Annotated in this window: 12 protein-coding genes, 16 tRNA genes and 2 rRNA genes; all 30 read left to right on the top strand. The window is 36.6% G+C overall.

The window, feature by feature from the left end; translation table 11 throughout:
* A 23S ribosomal RNA gene (locus BLV40_RS19780) occupies positions 1-327 on the top strand; the annotation flags it as partial.
* A gap of 101 nt (positions 328-428) precedes the next feature.
* Positions 429-544: ribosomal RNA gene (gene rrf / locus BLV40_RS19775) — 5S ribosomal RNA — on the top strand.
* Positions 545-553: 9 nt separating this feature from the next.
* Positions 554-628, top strand: a tRNA-Asn gene (locus BLV40_RS19770).
* A gap of 5 nt (positions 629-633) precedes the next feature.
* Positions 634-725, top strand: a tRNA-Ser gene (locus BLV40_RS19765).
* A 10-nt stretch (positions 726-735) separates the two neighbouring features.
* Positions 736-810, top strand: a tRNA-Glu gene (locus BLV40_RS19760).
* Positions 811-815: 5 nt separating this feature from the next.
* Positions 816-891 (top strand) — tRNA-Val (locus BLV40_RS19755).
* A 30-nt stretch (positions 892-921) separates the two neighbouring features.
* A tRNA-Met gene (locus tag BLV40_RS19750) sits at positions 922-998 on the top strand.
* A gap of 3 nt (positions 999-1,001) precedes the next feature.
* A tRNA-Asp gene (locus BLV40_RS19745) sits at positions 1,002-1,077 on the top strand.
* A gap of 9 nt (positions 1,078-1,086) precedes the next feature.
* Positions 1,087-1,162 (top strand) — tRNA-Phe (locus BLV40_RS19740).
* A gap of 15 nt (positions 1,163-1,177) precedes the next feature.
* Positions 1,178-1,253 (top strand) — tRNA-Thr (locus BLV40_RS19735).
* Between the two features lie 10 nt (positions 1,254-1,263).
* Positions 1,264-1,347: transfer RNA gene (locus tag BLV40_RS19730), tRNA-Tyr, on the top strand.
* 14 nt (positions 1,348-1,361) lie between these two features.
* A tRNA-Trp gene (locus BLV40_RS19725) sits at positions 1,362-1,435 on the top strand.
* Between the two features lie 15 nt (positions 1,436-1,450).
* Positions 1,451-1,526: transfer RNA gene (locus tag BLV40_RS19720), tRNA-His, on the top strand.
* Positions 1,527-1,639: 113 nt separating this feature from the next.
* Positions 1,640-1,714 (top strand) — tRNA-Gln (locus BLV40_RS19715).
* Between the two features lie 5 nt (positions 1,715-1,719).
* Positions 1,720-1,794 (top strand) — tRNA-Gly (locus BLV40_RS19710).
* A 10-nt stretch (positions 1,795-1,804) separates the two neighbouring features.
* Positions 1,805-1,875 (top strand) — tRNA-Cys (locus BLV40_RS19705).
* A 10-nt stretch (positions 1,876-1,885) separates the two neighbouring features.
* Positions 1,886-1,967, top strand: a tRNA-Leu gene (locus BLV40_RS19700).
* 698 nt (positions 1,968-2,665) lie between these two features.
* Positions 2,666-3,385, top strand: coding sequence for a YebC/PmpR family DNA-binding transcriptional regulator (locus BLV40_RS19690; RefSeq protein ID WP_017149848.1), 720 nt, complete (start codon positions 2,666-2,668; stop codon positions 3,383-3,385).
* Between the two features lie 786 nt (positions 3,386-4,171).
* The gene (locus tag BLV40_RS19685; protein WP_090693072.1) at positions 4,172-4,948 is read left to right on the top strand and encodes a transglycosylase domain-containing protein; all 777 of its coding nucleotides are present in this window, start codon (positions 4,172-4,174) and stop codon (positions 4,946-4,948) included.
* A 190-nt stretch (positions 4,949-5,138) separates the two neighbouring features.
* Entirely contained in the window at positions 5,139-5,792 is a 654-nt protein-coding gene (locus tag BLV40_RS19680; RefSeq protein WP_026593987.1) for a DsbA family protein, read from the top strand.
* A 114-nt stretch (positions 5,793-5,906) separates the two neighbouring features.
* A tRNA-Gly gene (locus BLV40_RS19675) sits at positions 5,907-5,980 on the top strand.
* A gap of 208 nt (positions 5,981-6,188) precedes the next feature.
* Positions 6,189-7,331: a tRNA epoxyqueuosine(34) reductase QueG gene (gene queG / locus BLV40_RS19670; RefSeq protein ID WP_090693065.1), complete on the top strand. Its 1,143-nt coding sequence runs from the start codon at positions 6,189-6,191 to the stop codon at positions 7,329-7,331.
* A 47-nt stretch (positions 7,332-7,378) separates the two neighbouring features.
* Complete coding sequence (locus tag BLV40_RS19665; RefSeq protein WP_026593985.1) at positions 7,379-8,266, top strand: amidase domain-containing protein; 888 nt, start codon at positions 7,379-7,381, stop codon at positions 8,264-8,266.
* A 58-nt stretch (positions 8,267-8,324) separates the two neighbouring features.
* On the top strand, positions 8,325-8,813 hold the full coding sequence (gene trmL, locus BLV40_RS19660) for a tRNA (uridine(34)/cytosine(34)/5-carboxymethylaminomethyluridine(34)-2'-O)-methyltransferase TrmL (protein ID WP_026593984.1): 489 nt from the start codon (positions 8,325-8,327) through the stop codon (positions 8,811-8,813).
* A 396-nt stretch (positions 8,814-9,209) separates the two neighbouring features.
* Positions 9,210-11,105 carry a PrkA family serine protein kinase gene (locus BLV40_RS19650; RefSeq protein ID WP_090693059.1) on the top strand — a complete coding sequence of 632 codons (1,896 nt, stop codon included), beginning with the start codon at positions 9,210-9,212 and terminating at the stop codon, positions 11,103-11,105.
* Positions 11,106-11,781: 676 nt separating this feature from the next.
* Positions 11,782-12,957 (top strand): sporulation protein YhbH, encoded by a 1,176-nt coding sequence (gene yhbH / locus BLV40_RS19640; protein WP_090693055.1) that lies wholly within the window; start codon positions 11,782-11,784, stop codon positions 12,955-12,957.
* A gap of 286 nt (positions 12,958-13,243) precedes the next feature.
* Complete coding sequence (locus BLV40_RS19635) at positions 13,244-13,792, top strand: NfeD family protein (RefSeq protein ID WP_090693052.1); 549 nt, start codon at positions 13,244-13,246, stop codon at positions 13,790-13,792.
* Between the two features lie 12 nt (positions 13,793-13,804).
* On the top strand, positions 13,805-15,364 hold the full coding sequence (locus BLV40_RS19630) for a flotillin family protein (protein ID WP_026593980.1): 1,560 nt from the start codon (positions 13,805-13,807) through the stop codon (positions 15,362-15,364).
* A 560-nt stretch (positions 15,365-15,924) separates the two neighbouring features.
* Positions 15,925-16,638 (top strand): response regulator transcription factor, encoded by a 714-nt coding sequence (locus BLV40_RS19625; protein WP_026593979.1) that lies wholly within the window; start codon positions 15,925-15,927, stop codon positions 16,636-16,638.
* Positions 16,635-17,693 carry a sensor histidine kinase gene (locus BLV40_RS19620; RefSeq protein WP_026593978.1) on the top strand — a complete coding sequence of 353 codons (1,059 nt, stop codon included), beginning with the start codon at positions 16,635-16,637 and terminating at the stop codon, positions 17,691-17,693. Before BLV40_RS19625 ends, BLV40_RS19620 begins: the two co-directional genes overlap by 4 nt.
* Position 17,694: the final 1 nt, after the last annotated feature.

Here is a 17,694-nt window from a genome sequence, read left to right as displayed (position 1 = left end):
CGCGAGCTGGGTTCAGAACGTCGTGAGACAGTTCGGTCCCTATCCGTCGTGGGCGTAGGAAATTTGAGAGGAGCTGTCCTTAGTACGAGAGGACCGGGATGGACGCACCGCTGGTGTACCAGTTGTTCTGCCAAGGGCATAGCTGGGTAGCTATGTGCGGAAGGGATAAGTGCTGAAAGCATCTAAGCATGAAGCCCCCCTCAAGATGAGATTTCCCATAGCGTAAGCTAGTAAGATCCCTGAAAGATGATCAGGTTGATAGGTTCGAGGTGGAAGCATGGTGACATGTGGAGCTGACGAATACTAATAGATCGAGGACTTAACCATATAATATGAAGCAAATGTTATCTAGTTTTGAGGGAACATAAAAAACTTATTGACTTTTTTAATCAATCAAGTATAATAATGTTTGTCTCGAGTGAATATAGTCTGGTAATGATGGCAGAGAGGTCACACCCGTTCCCATACCGAACACGGAAGTTAAGCTCTCTAGCGCCGATGGTAGTTGGGGCCTTGCCCCTGTGAGAGTAGGACGTTGCCAGGCTAATATCATTCCGCAGTAGCTCAGCGGTAGAGCTATCGGCTGTTAACCGATCGGTCGTAGGTTCGATTCCTACCTGCGGAGCCATGATTGGAGAGCTGTCCGAGTTGGCCGAAGGAGCACGATTGGAAATCGTGTATACGTCACAAGCGTATCAAGGGTTCGAATCCCTTGCTCTCCGCCATGATATTTTTGGCCCGTTGGTCAAGTGGTTAAGACACCGCCCTTTCACGGCGGTAACACGGGTTCGAATCCCGTACGGGTCACCACTTTTGGAGGATTAGCTCAGCTGGGAGAGCACCTGCCTTACAAGCAGGGGGTCGGCGGTTCGATCCCGTCATCCTCCACCATATATAAACATAGTATATGAATAGTATTATCGCGGGGTGGAGCAGTCTGGTAGCTCGTCGGGCTCATAACCCGAAGGTCGCAGGTTCAAATCCTGTCCCCGCAACCAAATGGTCCCGTGGTGTAGTGGTTAACATGCCTGCCTGTCACGCAGGAGATCGCCGGTTCGACCCCGGTCGGGACCGCCATTTATTTCTGGCTCGGTAGCTCAGTCGGTAGAGCAGAGGACTGAAAATCCTCGTGTCGGCGGTTCGATTCCGTCCCGAGCCACCATTTTTAAATAAATACGCCGGCTTAGCTCAATTGGTAGAGCAACTGACTTGTAATCAGTAGGTTGGGGGTTCAAGTCCTCTAGCCGGCACCATGTAAGTTTCGGAGGGGTAGCGAAGTGGCTAAACGCGGCGGACTGTAAATCCGCTCCTTCGGGTTCGGCAGTTCGAATCTGCCCCCCTCCACCATTTACATTTTATATAGGGGTATAGTTTAAAGGTAGAACAGAGGTCTCCAAAACCTCCGGTGTGGGTTCAATTCCTACTACCCCTGCCAAATAAATACAACATGGCGGTTGTGGCGAAGTGGTTAACGCACCGGATTGTGGCTCCGGCATTCGTGGGTTCGATTCCCATCAGTCGCCCCATTTTTTTAAAAATTTACAAATTAATTTAACTATGATAAGATATTTAATGTCTTACTTAAATATTAATTGTAATAAAATAAGAATTGTAAACATATAGTGTATTAGTAATTCGGTGGGCTATAGCCAAGCGGTAAGGCAACGGACTTTGACTCCGTCATGCGCTGGTTCGAATCCAGCTAGCCCAGCCATTTTTGCGGAAGTAGTTCAGTGGTAGAATACAACCTTGCCAAGGTTGGGGTCGCGGGTTCGAATCCCGTCTTCCGCTCCAAATTTAATATGGCGGCATAGCCAAGTGGTAAGGCAGAGGTCTGCAAAACCTTTACCACCGGTTCGAATCCGGTTGCCGCCTTTCTTATTATGCCGATGTGGCGGAATTGGCAGACGCGCACGACTCAAAATCGTGTTCCTTCGGGAGTGTCGGTTCGACCCCGACCATCGGTATCAAATAACGTGAAAAAAGACTTTAACAGAAATGTTAAGGTCTTTTTTTTGGATTTTTTAGCATAGCAAAATAATAGGAGAGCGTGTGCATCGAATCGTGTACGTGAGCAATTATAAGGGAACGTAATATATAGGTGGAATTTTTATCCCGCTATTTGCGGGCAGTAATACTGCCACCTCAAAACTCAGCGAAAGTATTGTCCAGTTCCAGTGGCTAGAATGTTCGATGTTTTCGCTTCTTCCTGCGAGGCAAAAAACACCTCTACGTCAGAAGCTCCATCCTCCTCACATTCTGGACGAGCCACTTCCACTTTTCTTTAAGAAGTTAGGTGGGAGATAAATTGCCCGTAAAAGCCCGATTGGTGAGGGCTAATAATCAGCGGGGGATTAAGCCCCCCCACTGATTAAAGTTTCACTTTATCCTGTTATTCGTGAGCAGTATAATTGAAAAATGACTTTTGTGCTAAACAACATTACACTGTAAAATCATGTTATTTGAGTGTTAAACTCGTAATGAATTATAGAATTAAGGTATAATATAATTTGGGAATGAACTAAATTATATCGATGTATATTATGTCAATAATGTGAGTCGATAATGAACTTTTTGTATTTATTTTGAAAAAGTGTTGAATAAACATTATATTTCATATTAATATTTTTTATGTAGATTTAAACGTGAAAGAGAGTGGAACAGAATGGGTCGTAAATGGAATAATATTAAAGACAAAAAAGCATCAAAAGATGCAAATACAAGTCGCGTATACGCTAAATTTGGACGTGAGATTTATGTAGCAGCAAAACAAGGTGAACCAGATCCAGAATCAAACCAAGCTTTAAAAGTTGTACTTGAGCGTGCAAAAACGTACAGTGTGCCAAAAACAATTATTGACCGTGCAATTGAAAAAGCAAAAGGTGGTTCAGAAGAAAATTATGACGAACTTCGTTATGAAGGATTTGGACCAAACGGATCTATGGTAATTGTAGATACACTTACAAATAACGTGAATCGTACTGCAGCAGATGTACGTGCTGCGTTTAGTAAAAACAGTGGTAATATGGGTGTAAATGGATCTGTAGCATATATGTTTGATGCGACAGCTGTTATTGGACTTGAAGGAAAAACTGCAGATGAAGTGCTTGAAATTTTAATGGAAGCAGACGTAGATGCACGTGATATTTTAGAAGAAGAAGAGGCAGTTATCGTTTATGCTGAGCCTGATCAGTTCCATGCGGTACAAGCAGCGCTTAAGGATGCTGGTATTACAGAATTCACAGTTGCTGAACTAACAATGCTTGCACAAAGTGATGTAACACTTTCAGAAGATGCACAAGTACAATTTGAAAAAATGATTGATGCATTGGAAGATTTAGAAGATGTTCAACAAGTCTACCACAATGTAGATTTAGGGGAATAATATATGAAAAAGAGACCTTTTGTTATTTAGAGCAGAGAGTCTCTTTTTTTATTCCATATGAGACATGGAGAATAGATCTTTATGATTTGATAGGAAGATTATAGGTTATTTCAGGTTATTATTAATTTAAGAAGGACAAATGATTTGAGGGGTTATCAAATCATTTGTCCTTTTTAAAATATATTGTGGAATTAAAAACGTCTAGTATGTTGTTTAATCGGTAAGACTAGATAAGATAGTAGAGTAAAAAGTATGCATGGTCATATTGATTGTAAGAACGTTTGTTTGGTGTTATATTTATATTGTTCAAAGTGGAGTATTATATTCATTTTTTTAGAAATACTGTAGAAAAAAGATTAGCAAGGGACCGACTAAAACTAAAAACTTGCCAGGTGATATAATAGAAGAAGGATGGATATGTGATTTTAAAGCAATTCATCTGAATATATTATATCCATTTTGATTTTATGACATATAAGCCGCGGCCATGAAAATAAAAAGGAACATCCGCTCTTTTCCCCCTTTGTTTTCAAGTGCCATAGAGCTAAAAAGTACTGGCTGCTTCTATATATGGCCGGATTCTCTCTCCAAACTAAAAAGAAGGTATTATGTCGTTTTTTAATTGGGATGTATATAGAAGCTTGCTACTTTTTCTGATAGAATATGTATTTTATAGCTTACAACATTGTAAGGTAAGTGTAAGAGAAATCAATTGGTGATTGCATTAAGAAACAGTATTCTTAATATAAGGGTTATTATAAGCTGCAAAGAAAAGAGGTGTGAACGATGAAAGAACGAGTACTATCTAGGGTTAACTATCATCAAAAGGTTTCATTCAATCCAATTTCAAAATTTCTTTATAAAGCTATTATTTTATTATTACTACTTAGTTGTACATTATTATTAATTGGAAATGTAATGATTGAACGAAGTGATATTAGTAAGCTACATGTACCCGCTAAATTAGAGATGCCAGAATCTCTGGCTCAGGCATTTATTGCGACAGAAGATAAAAGGTTTTATCACCATAATGGTCTAGACTATATAGCAATTGTTCGAGCTTCTATTGAAAATATAAAAGCTGGTGGTATTGTACAGGGCGGAAGTACAATTACACAACAGCTTTCCAAAAATGCCTTTTTATCCAATGAACGTACATTTTCTCGTAAATGGAAAGAGATTTTTTATACAAAAAAAATTGAGCGTACATTTACTAAAGAGGAAATTTTAAAATTATATGTAAGCAATATTTATTATGGAGAAGGTGCGTGGGGGATTGAAAAAGCATCCCAGCTATACTTTGGTAAAAGAATAAATCAATTAACATTGAGTGAGAGTGCAACGATGGCCGCTGTTGTGAAAGCTCCTGCTTATTATTCTCCTGCTCAGAATTATGATAAAGCAGTAGAAAGACGAAATGTCGTTTTGAAATTAATGGAACGAGAAGGATACATTAGCCATGCTGAATATATGCAAGCAATTGGTGAAAAATTAGTAATTCGTCATGATATTGCAACGAAGCATTCGTTGCAAAAAGTAGCCCGTAATAAGGCAGTAAGCTAAAAGCGAAGTTCCATAGAGAGAACTTCGCTTTTTTGAATAGAATAGCCAAAGAGGAGACACAATATTGACACATTTGTTATGTTTTTGGAAATTATGTGAGCGTGTTCATTGCACGACCTGTATAAGTATTGATATTATGTGTAATGTGTACAACAATGTATACAGAATATAAATTTAAAGAGGAATGTATATGAAATCATCAAATAAAATCATGGCTCTTGGTATAGTTTTTTCTATCGCAGTATTGATTGTAATCGGGACAATTGCGTACAGTATCATAAATGATAAAAAAGATAAAGGGGATGAGATGTTTGCTTATTCTACCCAGCAATCTTTAGGGAAGAAAGATGCTCCCGTTAAGGTTGTAGAATTTGGAGACTTTAAATGCCCAGCTTGTCGGACTTGGGATGCGACTGTATTACCTCGTTTAAAAGAAGAGTATATTAATAAAGATAAAGTACAGTTTTATTTCATTAACTTCCCATTTATCGGAAAAGATTCTGATTTAGGTGCTGCTGCTGGTGAGGCAATTTATAAACAGGACCCAGAATCCTTCTGGACATTCTATGATGAAATTTATCAAAGTCAGAAGAAAGATACTGAAAAATGGATTACAGAAGAACTACTTCTTAATATAGTGAAGGAAAAACTTCCGAAAGTTAATGTAGATCAGTTTAAAAAAGATTTACATAGCAAAGAAATTCAAGAGAAAGTACGCAAAGATTCAGACCGTGCACAAAAACTGAAAGTACAAGGTGCGCCTTCAGTATATGTAAACGGAAATCTTGCGAATCCAGATTATGACAGTATAAAAAAGGCAATTGATAAGGAATTGAAAAAGTGATGAGTATACTCATCACTTTTTCGACTTTTTTCGATAAAATTCTTGCTTAGGCTTTTGGGACGTGCTATACTACTTTACATAAGTTATTCAGATAAATTATATTTTTTCATATTTGCGGGTGTAGTTTAGTGGTAAAACAAGAGCCTTCCAAGCTCTGGTCGAGAGTTCGATTCTCTTCACCCGCTCCAAATTTCATTTTATATCTCATAATAAATTGTGATCAACGCAGTGTTTCGTTTCTAAGATAAACGGGGCATTGCGTTTTTTAATGTTTGGAAATGAAGATTTTATACGAAAATAGAATTAAGAACTATGATGACGAAGTGAATTGCTAACCATCAGTAGGTGATTACTTGTTTGATGAGGATATGTATTCATCGTAGAAGGAGGCCAAGCATGGATTTTGAGCAATTAAAACAAGATGTAATAGCGTATAGTAAAACAATTGGAATAGATAAAATAGGCTTTACGAGTGCCTCACCATTTGAAGAATTAAAACAGCGTTTAATTCAGCAGCAACAATTAAATTATCAGTCTGGTTTTGAAGAGCCTGATATTGAAAAAAGAACAAATCCACAGTTATTATTACCAGGAGCAAAATCAATTATTGCAATTGCATTAGCATATCCATCAAAGTTGAAAAATGCACCGTTAAGTAAACGAGGAGAACGACGTGGTATTTTTTGCCGTGCTTCTTGGGGACAAGATTATCATCTTGTTTTACGAGATCGCCTGCAAAAATTAGAGGCGTATTTAATCGAGAGGCTCCCAGATATAGAAGTGAAATCAATGGTTGATACGGGAGAATTGAGCGATCGTGCGGTTTCAGAGCGTGCTGGTATTGGGTGGAGTGGTAAAAACTGTTCCATTATTACGCCAGAATTTGGCTCCTATGTGTATTTAGGTGAAATGATTACGAATGTACCGTTTCCACCGGATAAACCAATAGAAGATCAGTGCGGAAGCTGTACAAAGTGTATTGATATTTGTCCAACTGGTGCACTTGTACAAGGTGGACAATTAGATTCTAAAAAATGTATTGCCTTTTTAACGCAAACAAAAGGGTTTCTTCCAGAAGAATATCGGGATAAAATTGGAAATCGTATTTACGGTTGTGATACATGCCAAACGGTTTGCCCAAAGAACAAAGGGATGGATTTTCATAACCATCCAGAGATGGAGCCGGATCCAGAGCTTGTTAAACCACTGTTAACGCCATTATTAACGATAAGTAATCGAGATTTCAAAGAAAAATATGGCATTATGTCTGGATCATGGCGCGGAAAAAAACCATTGCAACGAAATGCGATTTTAGCTCTTGCTCATTTTAAAGAAACCACAGCAATTCCTGATTTAATTGGTGTTATGAAAGATGATCCAAGACCTGTAATTCGAGGGACAGCAGCATGGGCTTTAGGGAAAATTGGTGGTGAAGATACAAAAGAAGCAATTGAAAAGGCGATGGGACGTGAGAAGGATGAAGAAGTTCTTCATGAGATGAATCGTGGTCTTGAAATGTTAGCTGAGAAAAAACAGTAGATAATACCTCTTTTTTTCATATTGTGTAATATGGGAGGGAGAGGCCTATGTTGGTAAAGAAACAGATTGAACAACAGATGCAACAATTTTTAGCGTATATTACAAATAAACGTGCAAGTGTTGATAAGATTCCGGCTGATTTACTACAGGTACTACAGCGAAAAAGAAATTTGTTTCAAAACCGTGATGCTGAAATTGTAAAAGCAACAGCAGATGTATCTTTTATAAGACAATTGAATAGTGAGCAATATCAAGAAGTAGATTATCAAGTTCATTTGAAATATTTAGTTCATCACCATGAATTGTTTTATATGGAAGAAGAACAATTAGAACGGCGTATTTATCTGAAAGATGGGCGTATTGTAGAAGATAAAGATATAGAGGCAAAAGAAGTGAAAGTTCAAGGCGAAACATTAGAGCGTGAGATAACGAAAGGAAATTATGCTTCTAATCAATATAATCGATTAGAAGCTGTCAAATATGCAGAGCGTTGGTGGGATGATCGGAATCCATTGTATCGTAACTTTCCTGATAATTGTACGAATTTTATTTCACAGTGTTTACATGCTGGTGAAACACCAATGACTGGGTATCCTAACATTCGTAAAGGATGGTGGCAAAGGGAGAATCAATGGAGCTGGAGCTGGGCTGTTGCTCATTCATTTTATTGGTATTTATCGGGGGCTACAACAGGACTTCGGGCTAAAGCGGTAGAAAAACCAGAAGAACTTTTACTTGGTGATATAATTGTCTATGATTTTGAAGATGATGGTAGATGGAATCACACAACAATAGTTGTAGCCAAAGATGCAGACGGCATGCCGCTTGTAAATGCCCACTCTGCTAATAGTCGCAGGCGGTATTGGAATTATGAAGATTCCAGTAAATATACGCCACAAATGAAATATAAATTTTTTCATATTATTAATGGGTAGAGATTTTTCAGTCAAGTGGTATAATACGTAGTAGACAAAAGATTGAGGTGAATATCACGTGGGAGTACATGTTGTTTTATATCAACCAGAGATTCCAGCAAATACAGGGAATATTGCACGTACTTGTGCAGCTACTGGGACAGAATTACATTTAATTAGGCCATTAGGATTTTCAACGGATGATAAAATGTTAAAACGTGCGGGCCTAGATTATTGGCAGCACGTAAAAATTACGTATTATGATTCGATTGAAGAATTTTATGAAAAAAATAGTGACGGTGAATTCTTTTATTTAACAAAGTATGGCGAAAAAGCACATACAGCGTTTGATTATAGTAAGCCTGAGAAGGATTATTATTTTGTATTTGGAAGAGAAACAAACGGATTACCAGCAAACGTAATCGAAGAAAACTTCGATCATTGTTTACGCATTCCAATGACTGACAAAGTGCGTTCTTTAAATTTATCCAATACAGCAGCAATTTTAATTTATGAAGCATTTCGTCAACAAAATTTTCCAGGTTTAGATTTGGAAATTGTATATTAAAAGTTGTATGTGATGGAGAACAAAAAGTGATGAGCCTAGGCTCATCACTTTTTGTTTGTACCAGGTTTATCATTATAACCTGAAGTGAAAATTGCAGTAAGAAATGTAAGTGATACACCTAAAATTAATAATAATTTCATATGAATCCTCCTTCTTCATATTTTAGCTAATTTGGTCGGGAGTTTATGTAGATTCTGTGGAAGTAAAGAAGAGATATTGGTGAAAATGAGGGAGAAGTTCCCTGATAAATTCATTATACCGAATTTTCTTTTAACTTTGGAATGAAATTTATAATGTTTGTAGAAGATTTCATTTTGATTTAAAGAATGTTTAAGGACATCCTCGCATACCTTTTATAATAATCCGATTGAACAAGGAGATGGGGGAGGAGCTATAATGGATATTCTAAAGAAAATTGAACAACATCGAGAAGCAGAAGAACGTTTACAATGGGAAGGTACGTTTGCGGAGTATTTGGAGCTTGTTAAGGAAAGACCATGGGTGGCTCAAACTGCACACTCTCGCATTTACAATATGATTAAAGATGCTGGTATTGAGGAAGTAGAAGGTAGAAGAAAATATAACTTTTTTAGCAATCAGCTATTTGGATTAGAAGATGCATTAGAGCGTCTTGTAGAAGAATATTTTCATCCGTCTGCGAAACGTTTAGATGTTAGAAAACGGATTTTATTATTAATGGGGCCAGTTAGTGGTGGTAAATCAACGTTAGTTACTATGTTAAAACGAGGATTAGAGACATACTCGCGTACAGATCGCGGAGCCGTTTTTGCGATAAAAGGTTGCCCGATGCATGAAGATCCTCTTCACCTAATACCACATCATTTACGTGACGATTTTTACGATGAGTATGGTGTAAGAATTGAAGGGAACTTGTCACCATTAAATGTAATGCGTTTAGAAAAAGAATATGGTGGAAGAATTGAAGATGTAGTTGTAGAAAGGATTTTCTTCTCTGAAGATCGCCGGACAGGAATTGGTACATTCAGTCCCTCAGACCCAAAATCACAGGATATTGCGGATTTAACAGGAAGTATTGACTTTTCAACAATTGCAGAATATGGTTCAGAGTCAGATCCGCGTGCATATCGCTTTGACGGAGAGCTGAATAAAGCAAACCGTGGCATGATGGAATTTCAAGAGATGTTAAAATGTGATGAGAAATTTTTATGGCATCTATTATCACTTACACAAGAGGGGAATTTCAAAGCGGGGAGATTTGCACTTATTTCAGCGGATGAATTAATTGTAGCCCATACGAATGAAACAGAGTATCGCTCTTTTATTTCTAATAAGAAAAATGAGGCCTTACATTCAAGAATTATTGTGATGCCGGTTCCGTATAATTTACGAGCTAGTGAAGAAGAACATATTTATGAAAAGATGATTTATGAAAGTGATGTTTCAAATGTGCACATTGCGCCGCATACACTTCGCGTCGCAGCAATGTTTACGATTTTAACACGTTTGAAGGATCCGAAGCGCCCAGATATTGATTTAATTAAAAAGATGCGCTTATATGATGGAGAAATGGTCGAAGGTTATAATGCAATTGATGTAGAAGAGTTACAACGTGAATATCAGGATGAAGGTATGAGTGGTATTGATCCACGTTATGTTATTAACCGTATTTCTTCTACTATTATTAGAAAAGAAGTACCATCGATTAATGCACTGGATGTATTGCGCTCGTTAAAAGACGGGTTAGATCAGCATCCATCTATTAGCAACGAAGACCGTGAACGCTATATGAATTTTATTTCATTAGCACGGAAAGAGTACGATGAGATTGCTAAGAAAGAAGTCCAAAAGGCATTCGTGTATTCGTATGAAGAATCAGCTAAGACGCTTATGGATAATTACTTAGATAACGTTGAAGCATATTGCAATAAATCAAAATTACGGGATCCATTAACAGGCGAAGAAATGAGTCCAGATGAAAAGCTTATGCGTTCTATTGAAGAACAAATTGGCATTTCAGAAAATGCGAAGAAAGCATTCCGAGAAGAAATTTTAATCCGCATTTCTGCGTATGCACGTAAAGGGAAACGTTTTGATTACAACTCACATGAGCGTCTTCGCGAAGCGATCCAGAAAAAATTATTTGCTGATCTGAAAGATGTTGTGAAAATTACAACATCGACTAAAACACCAGACGAAAATCAGCTGAAGAAAATTAATGATGTTGTAGCACGCTTAATCGATGAACATGGCTATAATTCTTCATCAGCGAATGAATTGCTTCGCTATGTAGGTAGCTTGTTGAATCGATAGTTTGATAATAAAACGCTGTCTCTTATGAAATCAGAGGCAGCGTTTTTGTATCTATCTGATTGAAGTGATAACCCCCCACTATATAAATCTATTTTGATTTTCCAATATCTAAATTGCGGCTATGCAAACAAAAGAAAATCAACACTCATTTCGTCCCTTTGTTTTTATATGGAATGGGGCAAAGAAGGAACTGATCGCTACTACGCTCGTCAGGATGCTCTCTTCCTACTAAAAATTAGGTTTTGGGTCGGTATTTCAATCTGTATTTATATCGTGAATGTTTCCTAGAGGCTTGTCCAAACATAATAAATTAAGGCGCAATTTTATGAATTTATTGTCAATTATTTTTACAATATGCATATGATAGAGTAACCAACCATTCATACAGAAAAAGCCAACACAATACAATATGTTGCAGAGTGAAGAAGTGTGCAACAATGAATTGTGTTTCTTTCTTATCAGATAAAGAAATTTCAATTTAAAATGGATGTTAAAGTCTTGTTAAGGAAGTTCGGGGGAATATGTAAACAAACTATGGTGCCTTATGATTCTGGAAAAAGTAAATTCTAATGAACAGATCTTTTGTAACTACTTTTGTTGCTAGATCATAACCTCAAATCCGTATATTACTGTTTATTAGAGAAAATAAGGGAAATTACAGTAAGGAGGGAAAAGGATGGGCGAAGAAAATCAACCAAATTATACAATTTCACAGGAAAACTGGTCCCTCCATCGCAAAGGACATGACGATCAACAACGCCATCAAGAAAAGGTGCAAGAGGCAATTAAGAATAACTTACCAGACCTTGTGACAGAAGAAAGTATCGTTATGTCTAATGGTAGGGACGTTGTTAAAATACCAATTCGGTCTTTAGATGAATATAAAATTAGATATAACTATGATAAGAATAAACATGTTGGGCAAGGAACTGGTAATAGTAAAGTTGGCGATGTAGTTGCAAAAGATGGATCAAGTGGCCAAAAGCAAAAGGGACCAGGAAAAGGGCAAGGCGCAGGAGATGCAGCTGGAGAAGATTATTATGAGGCAGAAGTATCTATTTTAGAATTAGAGCAAGCATTTTTTAAAGAGCTGGAGCTACCTAACTTAAAGCGGAAAGAAATGGATGAAAATCGTATTGAACATATTGAATTTAATGACATTAGAAAAACAGGATTATGGGGAAATATTGATAAAAAACGGACGATGATATCAGCTTATAAACGAAATGCCATGAATGGCAAGCCTGCTTTTCATCCGATTCGTCAAGAAGATTTGAAGTTTCGGACGTGGAATGAAGTGTTGAAGCCAGATTCAAAAGCGGTTGTATTAGCAATGATGGATACAAGTGGATCTATGGGGATTTGGGAGAAGTATATGGCACGTAGCTTTTTCTTTTGGATGACAAGATTTTTACGTACAAAGTATGAAACAGTAGATATAGAATTTATTGCTCACCATACAGAAGCGAAGGTCGTGACAGAAGAAGAGTTTTTTTCAAAGGGAGAAAGTGGTGGAACAATCTGTTCCTCTGTTTATAAAAAAGCACTTGAGCTTATAGATGGGAAGTATTCACCGGATCGCTATAATATTTATCCATTTCATTTTTCAGATGGAGATAACTTAACATCAGATAATGCTCGTTGTGTGAAGCTTGTGCAAGAATTGATGAAGGTATGTAATATGTTTGGGTATGGGGAAGTAAATCAGTATAATCGTCACAGTACACTTATGTCAGCTTATAAAAATATTAAAGATGAGAATTTCAGGTACTACATTTTAAAACAGAAAGCTGATGTATTCCATGCGATGAAGAGCTTTTTTAGAGAAGAATCAGGTGAGAAAATGGCGTAGCCCCTTTTTTAAGGGGTTTTTATTGTAAATAAGATTTGGCTGAAATAGAAATATATATATAACTTTACTTTTTATGTAAAATAGTATATTATATAGATATATAATATAACGGTTATTTTCTAGGAGGAGCCTGTCACCATAGGCTCCTCCTGTTCTTTTTTAAGCAGCCTGTCGTACAGGTTTTTCCTTTAAGGGGAAATAACTGAAAATTACGAAATATAATTTTTGAAAGAGGTGAGGCATACATATAAGAAAGAGAGAAGCAATGGTGAAAGGAGGATAAGGCATGACATTGTTTGGTTATCCACTTGAAATAATTTATTTATATGGATTTATTATTACTACTATACTTACTGTTATTTATATCTTTTTTGGAGATATATTGGAATCCATATTTAGCTTCGGAGGGGGATCTATATCCATTGTAACGTTGCTACTCAGTTTCCTTGCAATGCTTTGTGGGTTTAGTTATATAGGTGAGTACTTATTTTCTTTGAATAGTATTGTTATTTTTAGTCTCTCTTTTGGTATATCCTTTATTGGTGTTTTTCTAATGAAGATATTGATTTTAAAACCAATTGCAGAAGCTGAACAAAATACAGTGCAACGTATGGATGAATTTGTTGGTTGCAAGGGAGAAGTGATTATTACAATACCAAAGGAAGGATTTGGAGAAGTATTAGTCTCTTCACAATTTGGAAGCAATGCGATACCAGCTAAGTCAATTGGAAAGAAAGATATTTTACAAGGAACAGAGGTCATGGTTGAGGAAGTTCAAGATGGTGTTTTGCTTGTAAAAAACATCGCTTATTCTTTAAAAAAACCAAAGTTATAAGGGGGAATATGAATGATTCCATTAATTATCGGTGGTGTACTACTCGCAATTTTACTTTTACTTATTTTGGTGTTTATTACAAAATACCGTACAGTTGGTCCAGATGAAGCATTGATTGTCACCGGGAACTGGCTTGGAGGCGGAAAGAACGTTGTTACAACAGATGATGGAAAGAAAATTAAAATTATTCGTGGTGGAGGTACTTTTGTCGTACCGATTATGCAACGAGCAGAACCTCTTAGTTTATTAAACTACAAATTAGAGGTTGGAACACGTGATACGTATACAAAACAAGGGGTACCAGTTACAGTAAATGGTGTTTCTATTATTAAAGTAGGCTCAACAATTGAAGAAGTATCGACAGCGGCTGAGCAATATTTAGGAAAAGAAACAGAAGAGTTAAAGATTGAAGCGAAAGAAGTGTTAGAAGGTCATTTACGTGCTATTTTATCTTCAATGACAGTGGAGGATGCTTATAGCAATAGAGAGCAATTTGCACAAAAAGTACATGAAGTTGCTTCGACAGATTTAAAGAAAATGGGACTTCGTATTGTCTCCTTTACGATTAAAGAAATTATGGATAAAAATGGTTATTTAGATGCTTTAGGTCAACCGCAAATCGCAACAGTGAAACGTGATGCAACAATTGCGAATGCGGAGCGCGAAAAAGAAGCACGTATTGAAAAAGCTCGTGCAGAAAAAGAAGCAAAAGAAGCTGAATATCAACGTGATGCACAAATTGCTGAGGCTGAAAAGCATAAAGAATTAAAAGTACAATCGTATAAGAGAGAGCAAGAGCAAGCTCGTGCTGATGCGGACCTTTCGTATGAATTACAGCAGGCGAAAGCACAACAAGGCGTTACAGAAGAACAAATGCGAGTTAAAATTATTGAGCGTGAAAAACAAATTGAATTAGAAGAAAAAGAAATTGCGCGTCGTGAAAAACAATATGATGCGGAAGTAAAGAAAAAAGCAGATGCAGATCGTTATGCAGTTGAACAATCAGCGGAAGCCGAAAAAGTAAAACAAATGAAAAAAGCAGATGCAGATCAATATAAGATTGAGGCAGAAGCAAAGGCACGTGCGGAAGAAGTACGTGTAGAAGGTTTAGCAAAAGCTGAAATTGAAAAGGCACAAGGGCAAGCAAAGGCAGAAGTTCAAAAAGCGCAAGGTACAGCGGAAGCGGATGTTATTAGGTTAAAAGGTTTAGCAGAAGCAGAAGCAAAACAAAAAATTGCGGAAGCATTTGAATTATATGGGCAAGCAGCAATTATGGATATGGTTCTTAAAATGCTTCCAAGCTATGCGAAAGAAGTTGCAAGCCCACTTAGCAATATTGATAAAATTACTGTTGTTGATACAGGCGGCGGTGGAAAAAACAGCGGCGCTGGAAAAGTGGCAGGATACGCAACGGATCTAATGGCAACGATGCAAGAAACATTAAAAGCTTCTTCTGGTATTGACTTAAAAGAACTATTAGAAAGCTTTGCTGGAAAAGGTACTGTGCAGCAAGCGGTAAGTGAGAAGCCTGTTGTGCAAGTAGTGGAAGAAAACGAGAAAACTGAAAAATAAAAGCGGAAGGCCCCTAGCATTAGGGGCCTTTTTAGGATCTAATGCAAAGAGAATATACTACATATATTTCTAGCGGAATTATATTCGATGATATCAGTGAAAACAATTGATGGATGAATTCCTTCAATTAGTTAAATTTAATTTGAATAAAGTAAATACAGATTAATGGAGAAATGATTATGTGTTAAACTACATTAAAATATATTTAATTATAATTCGTTACATAACTTGCTACAAGAACATTAGGAGGATTAGAAAGATGAGGAAATTGAAAGCAGAGATATACAAGTATGGAAAGATTACTACCTTTTACTAAACAAGCTTATTTCAAGTGAGATTACAAATAGGATGAACTGTTGTGTATAGAGTAACTCAAACATTTTTATGGTCATATAAAAAATATTTTGTAACCCATTTTTATTTTTAACATTCTTTAAAGTTGATAAGAAGCAAGAAATAACTTAGGAAGGCTAATTATATCAGCACTATTTTGTAAAAGTATAATTTTATTTAGTGTGTTGTTATCGCAGTTTTTATAAGGAACTAAGGAGATTTAATGTATGAAAAAGAGAATTGTAATCATAGAAGATGAAGATAATATCCGAGACATATGTAAACGGTACTTGGAAAGAGAAGGATATGAAGTATACACCGCTGTAAATGGAACGGAAGGTTGGGATGTATTTCAGCAATATCAACCAGATTTAATTATTTTAGATTTGATGATGCCGAAAAAAGATGGTTGGGAATTATGTGAGGAAATTCGCCAATACTCTAATATCCCTATTATTATGTTAACAGCTAGGGGAGAAGAAAGAGATCGAATTTTAGGATTAACAATGGGTGCGGATGATTATGTGACAAAGCCGTTTTCACCTCGTGAATTAGTATTAAGGGTACAAATTATATTAAGAAGAGGAAATTATGTAACACCACAAACACAAGAACCGGTATCGGAAATGATAGAGTTTTTAGATTTGAAGATTTGTCCAACAAAAAGGCGTGTATTTGTTTGTGAACATGAAATCGAGCTAACTGTGAAAGAATTTGAGGTACTTTATCTAATGGCAAAACATCCAAAACAAGTATTTTCCCGTTCTCAACTTCTTGAACAAATTTGGGGTTTTGAGTATGAAGGATGTACAAATGCAGTTACTGTGTTAATGAGTCGCTTACGTGAAAAATTAGAGAAGCATACAACAAAGAGCCGTTGGATTCATACAGTTTGGGGCATTGGTTATCGCTTTGAGCCAGAGGAAGGAAGTCAAGCATGAAATTACGTAATCAATTGTTATTGATGAATCTATTAAGTACAAGTATCATGTTAATTTTTATTTGGTACAGTGAAAGGCGAATGTTACTTAGACCGGAACAAACAAAATTATTAATAGGAATTGTGATTGTAGCAATGATTGTTTCAACGATTATTTACTGGTTAATGACACGTCCTATTATGAGATCTATTCAAAATTTGATTGCATTAACCCAACAGTTTAGTGATAGGCAATTTGGAACGATGTACATAATAGGAAAAGAACCAGAAGAATTTAAGGAATTAGCGACAGCTTTTCAACAAATGGCTAAAAAATTAGAAGAAAGCTTTACTAAGTTAGAAAAAGGGGAGAAAGCACGTACAGAGTTAATTGCGAATATTTCCCATGACTTACGAACTCCTATAGCTAGTATACAATTGATGATAGAAGCGTTACAGGATGGTTTAATTGAGGAACCTAACATGAAAATGCAGTACTTAACGACAATTCTAAACGAAATACAAAGATTAAGTGGATTAATTAATAATTTGTTCGATCTTTCTAAGTTAGAACTTGGACAAGAAGCATTTCAGCCAAATTTAACACATGTAGATAGTATTCTATTAAAAGTACTAGATTCACATTCAATTTTACTAGAGGAAAAAGATATTCAGTTGCAATTGCAAGTTGCGGATACATTGCCACGACTTTGGATTATGCCATGTAAAATAGCACGAGTTATAGGGAATTTGTTACAAAATGCGATTCGGCATTCTCCTACGTTTGGAACAATTGAGTTAATTGTAGAGGAAAATAAACAGAAACAACAAGTCAAATTCACTCTGCGTGATGAAGGAGAAGGGATTTCTTCCGATGACCAATTACGTATATTTGATCGTTTTTTCAGAACAGACCCATCAAGAAGTTCACAATCTGGAGGATCTGGACTTGGGCTCGCCATTGCAAAATCGCTAGTTGAAATGCACAATGGGGAAATTGGTGTTCAGGATCGTCCAGATGGAAGACAGGGATGTGAATTTTGGTTTACTCTCCCTGTTATATCAGAAAAGAAATAAG

It is taken from the genome of Bacillus sp. 166amftsu (assembly GCF_900107445.1).
In the GTDB taxonomy this organism is placed as follows: Bacteria; Bacillota; Bacilli; order Bacillales; family Bacillaceae_G; genus Bacillus_A; species Bacillus_A arachidis.
The sequence above is the reverse complement of the archived record's forward strand: the minus strand, read 5'-3'. Positions and strand labels throughout refer to the sequence as shown.